The sequence below is a fragment of the Pseudomonas sp. Y3 TE3536 genome (assembly GCF_053629175.1).
Genome location: NZ_JBRJHU010000001.1, coordinates 2,141,114 through 2,155,482, shown reverse-complemented (window position 1 = coordinate 2,155,482; position 14,369 = coordinate 2,141,114). Strand labels below are relative to the sequence as shown.

At 63.6% G+C, this 14,369-nt stretch carries 11 protein-coding genes; 6 read left to right on the top strand and 5 right to left on the bottom strand.

Annotated elements, in window-relative coordinates:
- Positions 1 to 135: 135 nt before the first annotated feature.
- Together AB7M33_RS09750 and glnK are read right to left on the bottom strand one after the other, a co-directional pair.
- Positions 136 to 1,467, bottom strand: coding sequence for an ammonium transporter (locus tag AB7M33_RS09750; protein WP_027592203.1), 1,332 nt, complete (start codon positions 1,465 to 1,467; stop codon positions 136 to 138).
- 46 nt (positions 1,468 to 1,513) lie between these two features.
- Complete coding sequence (glnK, locus tag AB7M33_RS09745; RefSeq protein WP_002555808.1) at positions 1,514 to 1,852, bottom strand: P-II family nitrogen regulator; 339 nt, start codon at positions 1,850 to 1,852, stop codon at positions 1,514 to 1,516.
- A gap of 385 nt (positions 1,853 to 2,237) precedes the next feature.
- Here glnK and AB7M33_RS09740 point away from each other — a divergent pair, with 385 nt between their 5' ends.
- Together AB7M33_RS09740 and AB7M33_RS09735 are read left to right on the top strand one after the other, a co-directional pair.
- Positions 2,238 to 2,501 carry an accessory factor UbiK family protein gene (locus AB7M33_RS09740; protein ID WP_265968669.1) on the top strand — a complete coding sequence of 88 codons (264 nt, stop codon included), beginning with the start codon at positions 2,238 to 2,240 and terminating at the stop codon, positions 2,499 to 2,501.
- Between the two features lie 25 nt (positions 2,502 to 2,526).
- Positions 2,527 to 2,955, top strand: coding sequence for a TOBE domain-containing protein (locus AB7M33_RS09735; RefSeq protein WP_265968668.1), 429 nt, complete (start codon positions 2,527 to 2,529; stop codon positions 2,953 to 2,955).
- A gap of 25 nt (positions 2,956 to 2,980) precedes the next feature.
- Here the strand turns inward: AB7M33_RS09735 and AB7M33_RS09730 are convergent, their stop codons facing one another.
- Positions 2,981 to 5,008 carry a DUF4034 domain-containing protein gene (locus tag AB7M33_RS09730; protein ID WP_454242776.1) on the bottom strand — a complete coding sequence of 676 codons (2,028 nt, stop codon included), beginning with the start codon at positions 5,006 to 5,008 and terminating at the stop codon, positions 2,981 to 2,983.
- Between the two features lie 255 nt (positions 5,009 to 5,263).
- On the opposite strand from AB7M33_RS09730, the gene AB7M33_RS09725 reads away from it, so the two are divergent.
- Positions 5,264 to 6,751: a YifB family Mg chelatase-like AAA ATPase gene (locus AB7M33_RS09725; protein ID WP_454242775.1), complete on the top strand. Its 1,488-nt coding sequence runs from the start codon at positions 5,264 to 5,266 to the stop codon at positions 6,749 to 6,751.
- A 100-nt stretch (positions 6,752 to 6,851) separates the two neighbouring features.
- On the opposite strand, the gene AB7M33_RS09720 is transcribed toward AB7M33_RS09725, so the two are convergent.
- Together AB7M33_RS09720 and AB7M33_RS09715 are read right to left on the bottom strand one after the other, a co-directional pair.
- Positions 6,852 to 7,205 (bottom strand): response regulator transcription factor, encoded by a 354-nt coding sequence (locus AB7M33_RS09720; RefSeq protein WP_454244211.1) that lies wholly within the window; start codon positions 7,203 to 7,205, stop codon positions 6,852 to 6,854.
- Positions 7,206 to 7,234: 29 nt separating this feature from the next.
- On the bottom strand, positions 7,235 to 8,227 hold the full coding sequence (locus AB7M33_RS09715; RefSeq protein ID WP_099430777.1) for a response regulator: 993 nt from the start codon (positions 8,225 to 8,227) through the stop codon (positions 7,235 to 7,237).
- 245 nt (positions 8,228 to 8,472) lie between these two features.
- Here AB7M33_RS09715 and AB7M33_RS09710 point away from each other — a divergent pair, with 245 nt between their 5' ends.
- The 3 genes from AB7M33_RS09710 to AB7M33_RS09700 all read left to right on the top strand — a co-directional run bounded on the left by AB7M33_RS09710 (position 8,473) and on the right by AB7M33_RS09700 (position 14,368).
- Positions 8,473 to 13,575, top strand: coding sequence for a trifunctional serine/threonine-protein kinase/ATP-binding protein/sensor histidine kinase (locus AB7M33_RS09710; protein WP_454242774.1), 5,103 nt, complete (start codon positions 8,473 to 8,475; stop codon positions 13,573 to 13,575).
- Positions 13,576 to 13,791: 216 nt separating this feature from the next.
- Positions 13,792 to 14,070, top strand: a complete 279-nt coding sequence (locus AB7M33_RS09705; protein WP_099430779.1) for a type II toxin-antitoxin system RelE/ParE family toxin — start codon at positions 13,792 to 13,794, stop codon at positions 14,068 to 14,070.
- A 13-nt stretch (positions 14,071 to 14,083) separates the two neighbouring features.
- Positions 14,084 to 14,368 carry a HigA family addiction module antitoxin gene (locus tag AB7M33_RS09700; protein WP_099430780.1) on the top strand — a complete coding sequence of 95 codons (285 nt, stop codon included), beginning with the start codon at positions 14,084 to 14,086 and terminating at the stop codon, positions 14,366 to 14,368.
- Position 14,369: the final 1 nt, after the last annotated feature.

The following is a 14,369-nucleotide window of genomic DNA, read 5'->3' as shown; positions in this document are numbered from 1 at the left end:
CATAAACGCTCGGCATCTTGTAAGTTTTCTGCCTACGTCGCGAACGTGACGGATAAACCGTTTGCCGTGCGGGAAATGGCAAAAATCAGGCGAAAAAATGCCCGGCGAACCGGGCAAGTTTTTACCGCGTCGCAGTTACAGGTTGTAGCCGCGTTCGTTGTGCTGAGCCAGGTCGAGGCCGACCGACTCTTCTTCTTCGTTGACCCGCAGGCCCATCACCAGGTCCAGGACCTTGAGGATCACGTAGGTGACGATGGCGGTGTAGACCACGGTGAAAATCACGCCTTTGGCCTGGATCCAGACCTGCATGCCGATATCGGTGACCGTGCCGAAGCCGCCTAGGGCCGGTGCGGCGAACACACCGGTAAGGATGGCGCCGACGATACCGCCGATACCGTGTACGCCGAAGGCATCCAGCGAATCGTCATAGCCCAGCTTGCGCTTCAGGCTAGTGGCGCAGAAGTAGCAGATCACACCCGAAGCCAGGCCGATCACCAGGGCGCCCATCGGGCCCACGGTGCCTGCGGCAGGCGTGATTGCGACCAGGCCGGCGACCACACCCGAGGCGATGCCCAGGGCGCTCGGCTTGCCGTGGCCAAGCCACTCGGCAAACATCCAGCCCAAGGCTGCGGCGGCGGTGGCGATCTGGGTCACCAGCATGGCCATGCCGGCCGTGCCGTTGGCGGCGGCGGCAGAACCTGCGTTGAAACCGAACCAGCCGATCCACAGCATCGCTGCGCCCATCAGGGTGTAGCCCAGGTTGTGCGGGGCCATCGGCGTGGTCGGGTAGCCTTTGCGCTTGCCCAGCACCAGGCAGCACACCAGGCCAGCGATACCTGCGTTGATGTGCACCACGGTACCGCCGGCGAAGTCCAGCACGCCCCAGTCCCACATCAGTGCGCCATCACCGCTCCACACCATGTGCGCGATCGGTGCGTACACCAGGGTGAACCAGATGCCCATGAACACCAGCATCGCGGAGAACTTCATGCGCTCGGCGAAGGCACCGACGATCAGCGCCGGGGTGATGATGGCGAAGGTCATCTGGAAGGTGATGAACACCGCCTCAGGGAACAATGCGGTGGCCGAAGTCAGGCTGTCGGGCGTGACGCCGCTGAGAAACGCCTTGGAGAAGCCACCGACGAAGGAATTGAAGTTGAGCACGCCCTTTTCCATACCGCTGGTATCGAAGGCCATGCTGTAGCCGTAGACGACCCAGAGAATGCTCATCAGACCGGTGATCGCGAAGCACTGCATCATCACCGAAAGTACGTTCTTGGAACGCACCATGCCGCCATAGAACAGGGCCAGGCCCGGGATGGTCATGAACAGCACCAGCGCCGTAGCGGTCAACATCCAGGCGGTGTCGCCGGAGTTCAGCGCTGGGGCAGCTTCCTCTGCCAGGGCGAGCCCGGGCATTACGAGGGACAATAGGGCTCCTAGCCCTGCGATCTTACGCAGAGTCATGTTGTTTTCTCCTGGGGCGTTGGGTTTGGTGAGGCTTTTTTGTTACTTAGATCGCGTCGGTATCGGTTTCGCCGGTACGGATGCGGATCGCCTGCTCCAGATTCACCACGAAGATCTTGCCGTCACCGATCTTGCCGGTGTTGGCTGCCTTGGTGATGGCTTCGATTACCCGATCAAGGTCCTTGTCGTCGATGGCGACGTCGATCTTCACCTTGGGCAGGAAGTCGACCACGTATTCAGCACCGCGATACAACTCGGTGTGGCCCTTCTGCCGACCGAAGCCTTTGACTTCAGTGACGGTGATGCCCTGCACGCCGATTTCCGACAGTGACTCGCGCACGTCGTCCAGCTTGAACGGCTTGATGATGGCTGTGACTAGCTTCATGAAACTCTCTCCCGATTTGGTGGACTTGCCCCAGGAAAACAAACCCGTCTCAAGTCTAAGCGCAGCGGTTGGCTTTGTAACGCGTCGTCGGCATCCGGCTCCGCGTGCGCACTGCCTGGTCACAAGGAACTGCATCAGTGCATGGCTCGTACAGGTCATTGCAGAAACCTTGCCAGTTCCACTAAAACGCCAGAAAACAGCGAGTTGCACGAAATAGTCGGGATTGGCCAGTCGCCAGCATTGAAAAGATGCACGATTTCGGTGCGTGCCGGCTTGGCCCACTGCGCGAAAAATGTGCAGTGCACACTGCTTGCTCACTGGCCAAACCGCGTTTTGCTGCGTGTTACACTGCGGGTCATTTTTCAGTTTCAGTGGACAGCCGAACATGCTCGCGCCCAAAGCCCTTCTTGATGCCCTGAGCGACCAGGCCTCACGCCTGTTCAGCAGCGATACCGCCCAGCCCCGCGCCGAACTGGAAAGCCAGTTCAAGGTGCTGATGCAGGGTGCCTTCAGCAAGCTGGACCTGGTCAGCCGCGACGAATTCGACAGCCAGATGGTCGTGCTGGCCCGTACCCGCGCCCGCCTGGAGGCCCTGGAGAAGCAGGTCGCCGAGCTGGAAGCGCGGATGGCGCCGACCACGCAGGAATAACCCTCGACACACGGAGTTCGTCAGCATGAAAGTCAGTGCCCGCAATGTCTTCGAAGGTACCGTCAGCAGCGTTCAGCCCGGTGCAGTCAATGCCGAGGTCGAACTGACCCTGGCAGGCGGCGAAAAACTGGTGGCTGTGGTGACCATGACCAGCTTGCACAACCTCGGCATCAACGTCGGCAAACAGGCCGTGGCGTTGGTGAAGGCGCCGTGGGTCGTGCTGATGACCGATGCCGATGGCTATCGGCTCTCGGCGCGCAATGCCCTGGAAGGTGAGGTGGTGCGGGTCGGCGACGGCGCGGTCAACGCGGAAGTCGTGCTGAAGCTGGCGGGCGGCACCGAGGTGTTTGCCATCGTCACCCGCGAAGCCGTTCAGGAGCTTGGCCTTGCACCCGGTGTGAAAGCCACCGCATTGATCAAGGCCTCGCACATCATCCTTGGCGCCAGGCCCTGAGCCTTTGACCGCCTCAGGCCTGGGTTCATGCGCAGGCCTGGGGGCTGTCCCGCGCCGCGCTCGCCCGCTTCGGCGGTAGCTCGCTGGCGTGCAGCGTGCCGCGGAACAGCGTCGCGCCGCACAAGGTGAACAGCGTCTTCACCCGGTTGTGCGAGTTGAGTATCTCGGCCTGGATATGCTCGATGTCGTTATCCGCCGGCTGCAATGCGACCGCACGGTTGATCCACTCGATGGCGGCGAAGCGGCTTTGCTTGCGCGTGCCCTGCCCTTGCATCCAGGCCAGCCCTAGTTCAGCACTGGCACGAGCGGCAACTGAGGCGTCCGGGTGTTCGACCAGGCCCAGCAAGTAGTCGACAGCCTCCGCCTGCTCCTGCGGCTCGCCGAACTGACGCAGCAGAATACCCAGCTGCAGACGCGCACTGGCAGCGGTCTGCAAATCGCCCAACGCATCGTTCAACAATCGCCTGACGGCCAGCATGGCACTGCGCTCATTCAAGGCTTCTGCGCTTTGCATGCGACGGCAGGCCAAGGTGTATTTGGCCTGCTTGCAACCGGCCTCTACCGCGCGCAGCAACCAATAGTCGGCAGCGCTCGCGTCCAGGTACTGCGCGGGGGTGTTGGGCAGCGCGCCTCGGTGCAGGTCATGAAGGCTAAGGGCAGCCTCTGGCAGATTCAGCTCGGCACAGCGTTCATAAAGGTAGAACGCCGCCTCGTGCTGGTTGGCAGCCCAGAGCAGGCGTGGCACTTCAAGCACGTCCAAACCCGGCCCTTGGCGGCCACATTGGCGCTTTACCGCAGCCAGTGACCACACACGTGCCTGCTCGTTCGAGCACTGAAAACCCCACAGCCCAAACGCATGCCCAACCGATCGCAACGCACAGGCGGCGGGGTGCGAGCGGCTCGCGCAGAGCTGCTCGATAGCGATACGAAAGGCCTGCTGATCGTCCTTCACTGCGTGGAACAGCATGACGCAGACAAAACTACGGAAGGGCTGGCCGATGCCTGGGACGAACCCAAGGTCAGGGTAAAGATTCACACTGGCGCCAAAATCGCGCAGGGCGCCGGCGTAATCCTGCTGAGCACAACCACGCAAAGCACCACGCCAGGCCAGCAAGGTGGCATGCTCCCTGGGCCTGAGTGCTCGCAGCGACCACGCCTTGAAGACCTGCACCCACACAGCGATCGACTGCGACTGGCCGGCATGCGGCAGTTCGAGCTGGTCCTCGATAGCCAGCCAGCGCAGTGCATTGCGTTGTTCCTCGCGCCAACGCTCACACAGCGGCCCACTGGCCAGGGCGTCGATCGCGGCGTCACTGCCTCCCCAGCAGGGCAACAAGTAGGTTGCATAAGCCTGAATCGCTTCGAAACAGCCGGGAAATGCGCCAAGTGCTTGATGCAGCCAATAGTGCTGGGCGTTTTCTCGCCCCTGCTCGGCCCGTTCGCCCAGGCACGCCGGTAAAGCCTGTGGCAATTCGGCCAGGGGTAGCAGGCCGTATTTCACCAGCAGCGGCGCTGCAGCCTCTTGCACCTCCACGTCGGCCTCAGTGCAGGGGCTGAAGCGCACCGGCTGGCCGTCGAACAGGCCCAGCAACCAGCCTGGCTCAGCGAAATGCGCGCTGATCTTCAGCATGCCGATCGCCGCTGCCACGGGCTGGCTCGAGCGCCCCATGGCACGCAGCAAGTGCGCCGCGCCAATCTCGCAAACCTGCTCCGCCGCCAGCCGACGCTCGGCGCTGATGGGCTGGGTGTTGGCAGACTCGCGGATATGGCAGGCGCGGCTGAAACAATGAAAACCCATCACCACCTGAGGGTGATAGGCCTTGGGGCAGGCATCGATCCAGGCCTTGAGGATCTGCGTCAGGGCCTTGTCGCCCTGGCTGTCCCAATCGACCAGCATGTGCCCTTCGACGGCCTCCAGATAGGCCGGAAACTCGCCGGGCGGCGACTGCCGCCAGCGTACTTCGAGGATGTCGAAGAAGCGGTTGAGTTCAACGAATGCACTGGCCTGCACCAGTTCACGGATTGCCTGGCGAGTGCGAGTGAGCGTTTGCACGGGGCAATACCTCAAGTCCATTTGTAGGAAGTTGTGTTGCCATCCCATGGCAATCACAGTAGCCCTTCAACACTAAGCCATACCCTGGATCTGCGCAAAATAATTGGATCCATTTGTGTCGGATTCTAAGAAAACCCAGGGGAAATACCTGACCTGAAAAACCAGGACGCACACTTATTGCGCTGATCCTGGCTGCCGCCGCTAAGCTTGCCCAAGCCGCAGGAAGCGGCCCCATTCCGCGACAATGGAGCGTCCATGTCACTTGCTCTCGTCCACAGCCGCGCCCAGGTCGGCGTGCAGGCACCGGCGGTCAGCGTCGAAACCCCCCTGGCCAACGGCCTTCCCCACCTGACCCTGGTCGGCCTGCCCGAAACCACGGTCAAGGAAAGCAAAGACCGGGTCCGCAGTGCCATCGTCAATTCCAGCCTGGATTACCCAGCCAGGCGCATCACGCAAAACCTGGCGCCTGCCGACCTGCCCAAGGATGGCGGGCGTTATGACCTGGCCATTGCCTTGGGCATCCTCGCCGCGAGTGGGCAGGTGCCGGTGGCCACCCTCTGCGACATCGAATGCCTTGGCGAACTGGCGCTGTCCGGCCAATTGCGCCCCGTGCAGGGCGTGCTACCGGCGGCGCTGGCGGCACGGGAAGCGGGCCGGGCGCTGGTAGTCCCGCGGGAGAACGCCGAGGAAGCAAGCCTGGCAGGCGGGCTGGTGGTGTATGCCGTCGGGCACCTGCTGGAGCTGGTCGCCCACCTGAACGGCCAAGTGCCCTTGCCGCCGTATGCCGCCAATGGCCTGGTCTTGAACAGCCGGCCCTACCCCGACCTCAGCGAGGTACAAGGCCAAATCGCGGCCAAGCGCGCCTTGCTGCTGGCGGCTGCCGGGGCCCATAACCTGCTGTTTACCGGCCCGCCTGGCACCGGCAAGACCTTGCTTGCCAGCCGCCTGCCAGGGCTGTTGCCGCCACTGGACGAGCGCGAAGCACTGGAGGTGGCAGCCATTCAGTCAGTCAGCGGCCATGCGCCGTTGAACAGCTGGCCGCAACGCCCGTTCCGCCACCCACACCACTCAGCCTCGGGCCCTGCGCTGGTAGGCGGTAGCAGTCGGCCGCAACCCGGCGAGATCACCTTGGCTCACCATGGTGTGCTGTTTCTCGATGAACTGCCCGAATTTGAGCGGCGTGTGCTGGAGGTATTGCGCGAGCCGCTCGAGTCCGGCGAGATCGTGATTGCAAGGGCTCGGGACAAGGTACGCTTCCCTGCGCGGTTCCAGTTGGTGGCCGCGATGAACCCCTGCCCTTGCGGCTATCTGGGCGACCCTACCGGCCGCTGCCGCTGCAGCACCGAGCAGATCCAGCGCTATCGCAACAAACTGTCGGGCCCACTGCTGGACCGCATCGACCTGCACCTGACCGTGGCGCGTGAAACCACCACCCTCAACAACCAACCCAGCGGCGAGACCAGCGCCGCTGTCGCCGAACGGGTTGCAGAAGCACGCGAGCTGCAGCAACGCCGGCAAGGGTGCGCAAATGCCTTTCTCGACCTCAACGGCTTGCGCCGCCATTGCCCGCTGGAGGCGGCGGACCAAGCCTGGCTGGAGACAGCCTGCGAACGGTTGACCCTGTCGTTGCGCGCGGCACATCGGCTGCTGAAAGTGGCACGCACGCTGGCGGATCTGGAAGGTGTGGCGTCGATTACCAGGGCGCACCTGGCCGAGGCGCTGCAGTATCGGCCTGGGAGTTGATTTGGACCCGCGATTATGGGGCCGCTTTGCGGCCCATCGCGACGCAAGGCCGCTCCTACAAGTACAGCGCCCGCCTCCGCCCGGGGGAGACTGTGCGGCGTTATCGGTCGGCCAACGCCGCCTCTACCGCCGCCAGCAACGCCTCTTCAGAAAACGGCTTGCCCAGGCACGCCACCGCCCCATGGCGCTGCGCAGCATTAAGTGCCATGTCATCCCAATGCGCCGACATGCAGACGACCGGCAGCCGCCAGCCCCTGCACGCCAGCTCACGCAGTACGTCTAGCCCGGAAAGCCCAGGCATCTTCAAGTCCAGCAACGCACACCCGGCCTCGCGCGCCAGCGTCGAGGCCAAGAACTCTTCGCCCGAACCAAACAGCAACGCGCCGAAGCCTGTCGCTCGCAGCAGGTTGGCCAGGCTTTTGCGCACAGACGCATCATCGTCGACGATGCACACCCACGCCCTGTCGCGTTCAACCTCGGGTTTCATGCGGCGCCCTGGCCCTCGGCACGGGCCTCGAGTACGTTGTGCATGGCGACCAGTTCGACCAGCGAGCGGGACTGCATCTTGTTCATGATGTTCTTCTTGTGCACCTTGGTCGTCACCTCGCTGGTGCCAATCTCTTTGGCAATCTGTTTGTGCGACAACCCACCGACCACCAGCGCGAACACCTGCCGCTCACGTTGGGTCAGCCGCGCGTACTTTTCCCTGACTTGCCGTGTATGCCGCCACGCACGCCCAGCCGTCAGCGCCCGGGCACGCAGAGCCGTCAGCAGGGTCAGCAATTGCGCCTCATCAAAGGGCTTGGTCAGGAACTCCACAGCACCCGCACGCATCGCCTGAACGGTCATGGGAATAGTGCCGTGGCCGGTCATGAACACGATCGGCCAGGGCAGGTCGAGCCGACGCACCATCGCCTGCAGCTCCAAACCGCTGGCCTCAGGCAGGTTCATGTCCAGCAACAGGCAGGCATAAGGCGTGTCGGCATGCGCTTCAAGCAGCGCCTCAGCCGAGGCGTACAGGCGATGCACAATGTCGTGCGAGCGAAAGAGTCGCCCCAAGGCTTTGAGCACCGATGGGTCGTCATCCACCACCAGCACGGGCACCGCTGCGCAATCAGCCGCGGGCTCAGCCGTATCGAGGTCGAAGGCTAGCGAAGCGTTGCTCGTGGGTCTCGCCGGCAGGTCGAGGGCCACTTCAGCCGCCAGCCGATAGCCGCGGCGTGGCACGGTCTGGATCAGGCCGCGGTCACCGAAGGCCTTGCGCAACAAGGAGATCTGCACCTGCAGGTTGTTGTCTTCGACCACCGTGCCGGCCCACACCTGGCTGAACAGCTCGTCCTTGCCAACCACGCGGCCTTTGGCGCGAATCAGTGTTGCCAGCACCTCAAAAGCGCGCCCGCCCAACACGATCGGCTTGCCGTCGAGAAACGCTTCTCGTCGCTCCAGCGACACCTGGGCATTGCCAAATCGGATCATGGTCTTCTCGAGTCTCACGGGTCCGGGCGGTTGCGCAGCCCCGTGCAATCTAGGCCAGCGCCCGCATTCATACAATTATCCCGAGGGATAGGTTGGCCTTGGGACTATACAAGCGCCCGCCACGGCCAAGGGGACGATAACGGTCAAGATGGTTCCCGTTCCTGCCAAGCCGTCTGGCCCGCGCATGCGCGGGGGGATCGCTGCGTATACTCGCGCCCTTGGATGTGGTTAGCAGGGGGTGCTTGATGCTCGATGAACGCCTCGCTTACAGGCCCATCGATTATGACCAGTCGATCGACGAGGACTGGTTGAATCGGTGCGACATCACTCGCCTGGGGCAGGAAGGCGAGCTGACCTACTTCCGCCTGTGTGACCCCGGCACGGGGCAGGCCTGGATCGCTGTGCGCGCCCCAATCGAATCCCCTGCTGCCTGCCAGCGCCTGGAGCACGATTATCGCCTGCGCCTCGACCCGAAGTGGGCCGTGATGCCCTCGGCCTATGTGCGTTCGGCCGAAGGGCCGCTGCTGGTGTATCCGGGCGGCCGCTCGGTCGCCGACCTCATCGCCCAAGGCCCGGCAGCGCTCCCCGGCTTCCTCGACATCGCCGTCAACGCCGCATCAGCATTGGCGCTGGCACACGCTGCCAACGTACTGCACGGCGCCTTGCAACCCGCGCATATCTGCGTGCAGCACGCGCAGCGGGTGAGGCTTGGCGGGTTTCGCGCAGACGCGCACTCACTCATCAGCGAGCAAGGCGCCCCCATCGGCAATTGGTCCTACCTGGCGCCGGAACAGATCTGCCCCCTCGGCTCCAGCAGCGACCAACGCAGCGATATCTATGCGCTGGGTGCCATCCTGTACCAGCTTTTGCTGGGCGAGTTGCCGCTCGCCGGGCGCGACACACTGCACTGGCGCCAGCTGCATGCCGGCGTGCAGCCACGGGCGGCCATCGAGGTCGACAACCGCGTGCCGCAGCCACTCAGCCGCATCCTCGCCAAGGCCCTGGCCAAAGAGCCCGATGCCCGCTACCAGACCGCTCGTGCGCTGGCGGTGGACTTTGCTCACTGCCAGCGGCAGTGGCTGGCGGCCCAGGCCATCGAAGATTTCGAGCCTGGCAGCGCTGACCCCCTTTCGCCCAACCACGAACGCCTCTATGGCCGCACAGCCGAGCAGAAGGTCATCACCCTGCTGCTCAAGGCATTGCGCCGCGACAGCGCGCCCCAGGCCCTGTTCATCAAGGGCGCTACCGGCATGGGCAAGTCCAGCCTGGTACAGGCAGCGCTCAAGGGCGGCGCCGAGGGTTATTGGGCCAGCGGCAAGTGCAACAGCCTGGAACGGGCGGTGCCCTATGGGCCCTGGATCGAGATTCTCGGTTCGCTGACCACCCAGTTGCTGGCCAAGAACCGCGATGACCTTGACGCGCTGCGCCGTGAAATTCTGCGGCGCATCAAAGGGCGCGGCCGTTTGCTGGGCAAGCTGGCCCCAGACTTGAAGCTGGTGATCGGGCCCATGGCCGAGTTCCCGGAAAAGCCCACACGGCTCGCCTTGCAGAAAGAGCTGCGAGCGATCGTCGAATTCCTGCAGGTGTTCAGCCGCCCCGGGCGACCATTGGCGCTGTTTCTCGATGACATGCAGTGGGCTGACGACGCCACGCTGCACTTGCTTGATGAGCTGCTGGAGCAAGCACCCAGCAACCTGCTGTTGATCTTCGCCCGGCGCAGCGATGCACCACCCGGCAGCAAGCCCCTGGTTACCCCCGCGTCCATCCGTAGCACCACCCTAGACCTACGCCCCCTCACCGTAGGCGCCGTGATGGAGATGATCAGCGAGCGCTACCACGCCGCGCCTGACGCTGCCTTGCAGCTCGCCGAGCTGGTGCATGCGAAGACCGCTGGCAACCCGTTCTTCATCCACCAGATCCTCGGGGCGATGGTCGAGGACCAGTTGTTCACCTTCGACACCCAGACCATGCGCTGGTCGTGGTCGCTGCCAGCAGTAGCGCAACACCGCTATGCCGACAACGTCGCCGACCTGATGGTCCATCGCCTGACACGCCTGCCTGAAGCCCAGCGCACTGTGCTGCGCTTTGCCAGCGCCGCGGGTGGCCGATGCGACGAACGCCTGCTGTGCAGCATGCTTCCACTGCCCGCCGAGCAACTGGCCGAACAGCTCAAGGCCTTGATTGGCGCGGGCTTCCTGCTACCTGGGCACAAGCCGCTGGTGTTCTCGCACGATCGCGTACTGGACGCCGCCTACGCACTCACCCCATCGCGCGAGCGGCCGGCGCTGCACGCGCATATTGCCCAAACCATGCGGGCGGCCTGGCAAACAGCTCAGCACGACGCGGTGTTCGAAATCGCCAACCAGGTGCAGTTGGCCAGCCCGCATGCATTTGCTGCCAGCGACTGCGAAGGGTTTCTGGTGCTGCTGCAGGAGGCCGCGTTGCGGGCGCGCGACAATGCCGCCTATGAGCAGGCCGCCGGCTACCTGCAGGCGGCCGACGAACTGCTGCGCCTCGGCACCACGCCCGGCAGCCAGGCAAACCATGCCTTTGCCATCGCCTGCCTGGCCGCTGAGTGCGACATGCAACTGTCACGCATGCCACAGGCCAACGTTCGCATCCTCGAATGCCACCAGCGTGCGCTATCGGCGCTCGACAAGGCCCGGGTATGCAAGCTTGAAGCACGCCTGCATACCTTGCGTTCGGACTACCCAGCCGCCATCGCCTGCGCCATCGGCGGCCTTGAGCTGTTGGGCATCACGCTCGCCCAGGGCATCCACCCCGAGCAAGTCGAGGCAGCCTATGGCCGTGTCCACGCCTTGATCGAGAACAAGGGCCGTCATTGCCTGGAATCGTTGCCCAGGGCCGACTCGGAAGACGCGGCGGTGGCAATCGCGCTGCTGGCGACCCTGTCATCATCGTTCTTCGTCAAGGACGACCTCTGCTTCCTGCACCTGGCCAAGATCATGGAGCTGTCATTGCTCCATGGCGTCGCCCCCGGCAGTACCTATGGCCTGGCCTGGTTCGGCGTGATGGCGGCCGAGCGCTTTGCCGCCTACCACGACGGCCATGCTTACTGCCTGGCAGCGCTCAAGCTGATCGAGCGGCACGGTTTCGAGGCCGACTTGACCAGCGCCCTGCTCGCCCTCGACCAGGTCAGCGCCTGGACCGCGCCGATGGAGTTTGCCCGGCGCACGGCACTGGAAGCAGTCGAATCGCCGCGCCTGAGCGGCGACCTGGCGATGGCCTGCTATGCCCGCAATCACCTGGTTTCCGACTCACTGTTCATGGGCCAACCCTTGCAGGAAGTCAGCGGCGAAGTGGAGCAAGGGTTGGTCACCGTTCGCGGCTACGGCTACAGCGATGTCGAACACATCCTCTTGGCCCAGCAGGCGTTCGTCGCTGTCATGACCGGCAGCAGCGGCAGGGTCGGCCTTGCGTCGCGCTTGGGGTGCCAAGCGCCTGCCGAAGCCCGCGTGCACACCATAAAGTCCTGCACCACGCTGTTCTTCAAGCACCTCTACGCCGGCATGTCGGCCTTTTACCTGGGCGATATCAAACAGGCCGTACGCCAACTCGCCAGCGCCGGCAGCCATGCCTGGGCCGCCCCTGCACACATCAACCTGGCCGACTACCACCTGTTCCGCGGCCTGACCCTGGGCAGCCCGGAAGCCCCGGGCAGCGCGATGGGCAAATTGGCTGCGCTGCACGAATTGCGCGAGCGCTTTGCTGCGTGGGCGAGCTTCAACCCGGTCACCTTCCGCAACAAGCTCCTGCTGATCGAAGGTGTGATCGCCAAGCTCAGCGGCGATGGCCTGGCCGCCATCCGCTGCTTCGACCAGGCCCAGATCGCCGCCACGGCCGCCGGTTTCATCCACGAGCAGGCCCTGGCCCACGAGCAACTGGCTGAAGTGTGCATCCCCAGTGGCTTGATCTCTGGCGCCAACCTGCACCTGCGCATTGCCCGTGACTGCTTCCACATCTGGGGTGCCACGGGCAAGGTGCGCCAGCTCGAAACCCTGCACCCGTTCCTGCGCACCCAGCCCGTACAGGAAACCTACCGCTCTGCCAGCCAGGCCAGGCTCGACCTGGAAGTCGGCCTGGAAGCCGCGCGCGCGCTGTCCGAAGAGGTGCTGCTAGAGGGCCTGATCGAAACCTTGATGGGCCACCTGACCCAGCACTCCGGCGCCGACCACGGTGCCCTGCTGATCGTCAGCGGCGCCGAGTTCCAGATGGCCGCGCTGGCCTACATCGACGATGCCGGTCTGCACGTGCGCATGGACAACTGCCAGAAGTTCCTGACCCAGGCGCCGCTGTCGATCATCAATGCCACCCTGCGCACCAAGAAACCCATGGTGCTGAACGACGCCCTCAGCGACTGCCCAGAAGCGTTTCGCCAGGAGCTGCACGCACGCAACGCCCGCTCGGTGCTGTGCCTGCCGCTGCTGCTGCAGGGTGTGCTGATCGGCCTGGTCTACCTGGAAAACCGCCTGGTGCCGAACCTGTTCGGCAGCCAGCGCCTGGCCATGCTGGAGATTCTCGCTTCGCAGGCTGCGGTATCGCTGCAAACGGCCAAGTTCTATACGCGCCTGGCCGAGGACAACCAGAGCCGCGCGCAGATGGAGGCCGAGCTGCGCCGCTCACGTGCAGAGCTTGCCCGCAGCGCGCACCTGCAGGTGATGAACGAGTTGTCCGCCTCCATCGCCCACGAGATCAGCCAGCCCCTGCTCGGCATCGCCGCCAATGCGGCCGCCAGCCTGCGCTGGCTCAAGCGCGGCCAGCCCGACCTGGAAGAAGCCATCGCCGGCCTGGAAGATATCCGCAACGACAGTGAACGGGCAGCCAACATCGTCCGCGCACTGCGGTCGCTGGCCAAACAGTCGCCGATGCAACTCAAGCCGGTGAAGCTCGATGCGCTGATTCTGGAGGTGGTGCGCCTGACATCCTCGGATGCCTTGAAAGGCGGCGTGAAGGTGCAAACCCGGTTGCAGGCCGCAACGAGCCTCATGGCCGACCCGGTGCAGCTGCAGCAGCTGATCTACAACCTGATCACCAATGCCCTGGAAGCGCTGGCGGGGTTCCGCGGCGATGGCCTGTTGCGCATCACGTCTGCCGTGGTCGAGGCGGGGGTGGAGATTTGCGTGGACGACAATGGGCCAGGGATTGCGCCAGAGGAGCTGGAGCGGGTGTTTGGTGCGTTCTACACCACCAAGAGTGGCGGACTGGGGATGGGGCTGGCGATCTGCAGCTCGGTGATTCAGGCCCATGGTGGGCAGTTGCAGGCTCAGGTTTCGGAGCTGGGCGGGTGCCGGATCAGGTTGACGGTGCCGGTTCGGGCGGATGATTGACCTGTTTTAGCCTATCCGCGAATGGCTGCGCAGCAGCTCCAACCCAACATCGAAATATTTTGGGAAACATCCCACGTAGATAGCGGACGGCATCACCGCGCAAATTCAGGTCCCTGAGAACAGACTGGGCGTCCGGAAATTCTTCAGGAGTACTTGGATGCGCCATTCTATAGTTGACTTGAAAAGTGTAAGGTGTGGCCTTACGATCAGTTCTTTATGATCAAGAGTTTCAGGCACAAGGGCCTGCGGCTGCTTCATCAACGACGAGACTCATCGGGAGTTCGCGCAGATCATGTTGCCCGGTTGCGGCGGTTACTCGCGTCGCTCGAGGTTGCGCAAACGCCTTCAAATATGGATCGACCGGGAAATCGCCTGCATATGCTGCGTGGCAAGCTGGATGGCTACTGGGCGGTGAACGTTTCAGGCAACTGGCGTCTTGTGTTCCGCTTCGTTGGTACCGACGTGGAACTTGTCGATTATCTGGACTACCACTAGGAAGCTGAAACCCATGCCTATGTACGATCCACCCCATCCCGGTGAGTCTCTGCGCGAAGACGTTTTGCCTGCTATAGGCATGAGTGTCTCGGGGCTTGCACGCCATCTCGGCTATTCGCGGGGGCAACTGTCCACCGTACTCAATGGGCGTGCCGCCCTATCTGCGGACCTGGCTTATCGTCTTGAACTGGCGGGCCTCGGCGATGCGCGGCAGTACCTTGCCGAACAGGCGGCTTATGATCTCTGGCAAGCCGCGAACCGTGAGCACCCTCAGATTACGCGGCTGGTGTTTGCCTGAA

Excerpts from the sequence above, each read along its gene's own strand:
- AB7M33_RS09715 (WP_099430777.1), bottom strand. The coding sequence starts at position 8,227 with ATGATCCGATTTGGCAATGCCCAGGTGTCGCTGGAGCGACGAGAAGCG.
- AB7M33_RS09735 (WP_265968668.1), top strand. The coding sequence starts at position 2,527 with ATGAAAGTCAGTGCCCGCAATGTCTTCGAAGGTACCGTCAGCAGCGTT.
- AB7M33_RS09725 (WP_454242775.1), top strand. The coding sequence starts at position 5,264 with ATGTCACTTGCTCTCGTCCACAGCCGCGCCCAGGTCGGCGTGCAGGCA.
- AB7M33_RS09710 (WP_454242774.1), top strand. The coding sequence starts at position 8,473 with ATGCTCGATGAACGCCTCGCTTACAGGCCCATCGATTATGACCAGTCG.
- AB7M33_RS09750 (WP_027592203.1), bottom strand. The coding sequence starts at position 1,467 with ATGACTCTGCGTAAGATCGCAGGGCTAGGAGCCCTATTGTCCCTCGTA.
- AB7M33_RS09700 (WP_099430780.1), top strand. The coding sequence starts at position 14,084 with ATGCCTATGTACGATCCACCCCATCCCGGTGAGTCTCTGCGCGAAGAC.
- glnK (WP_002555808.1), bottom strand. The coding sequence starts at position 1,852 with ATGAAGCTAGTCACAGCCATCATCAAGCCGTTCAAGCTGGACGACGTG.
- AB7M33_RS09740 (WP_265968669.1), top strand. The coding sequence starts at position 2,238 with ATGCTCGCGCCCAAAGCCCTTCTTGATGCCCTGAGCGACCAGGCCTCA.
- AB7M33_RS09705 (WP_099430779.1), top strand. The coding sequence starts at position 13,792 with ATGATCAAGAGTTTCAGGCACAAGGGCCTGCGGCTGCTTCATCAACGA.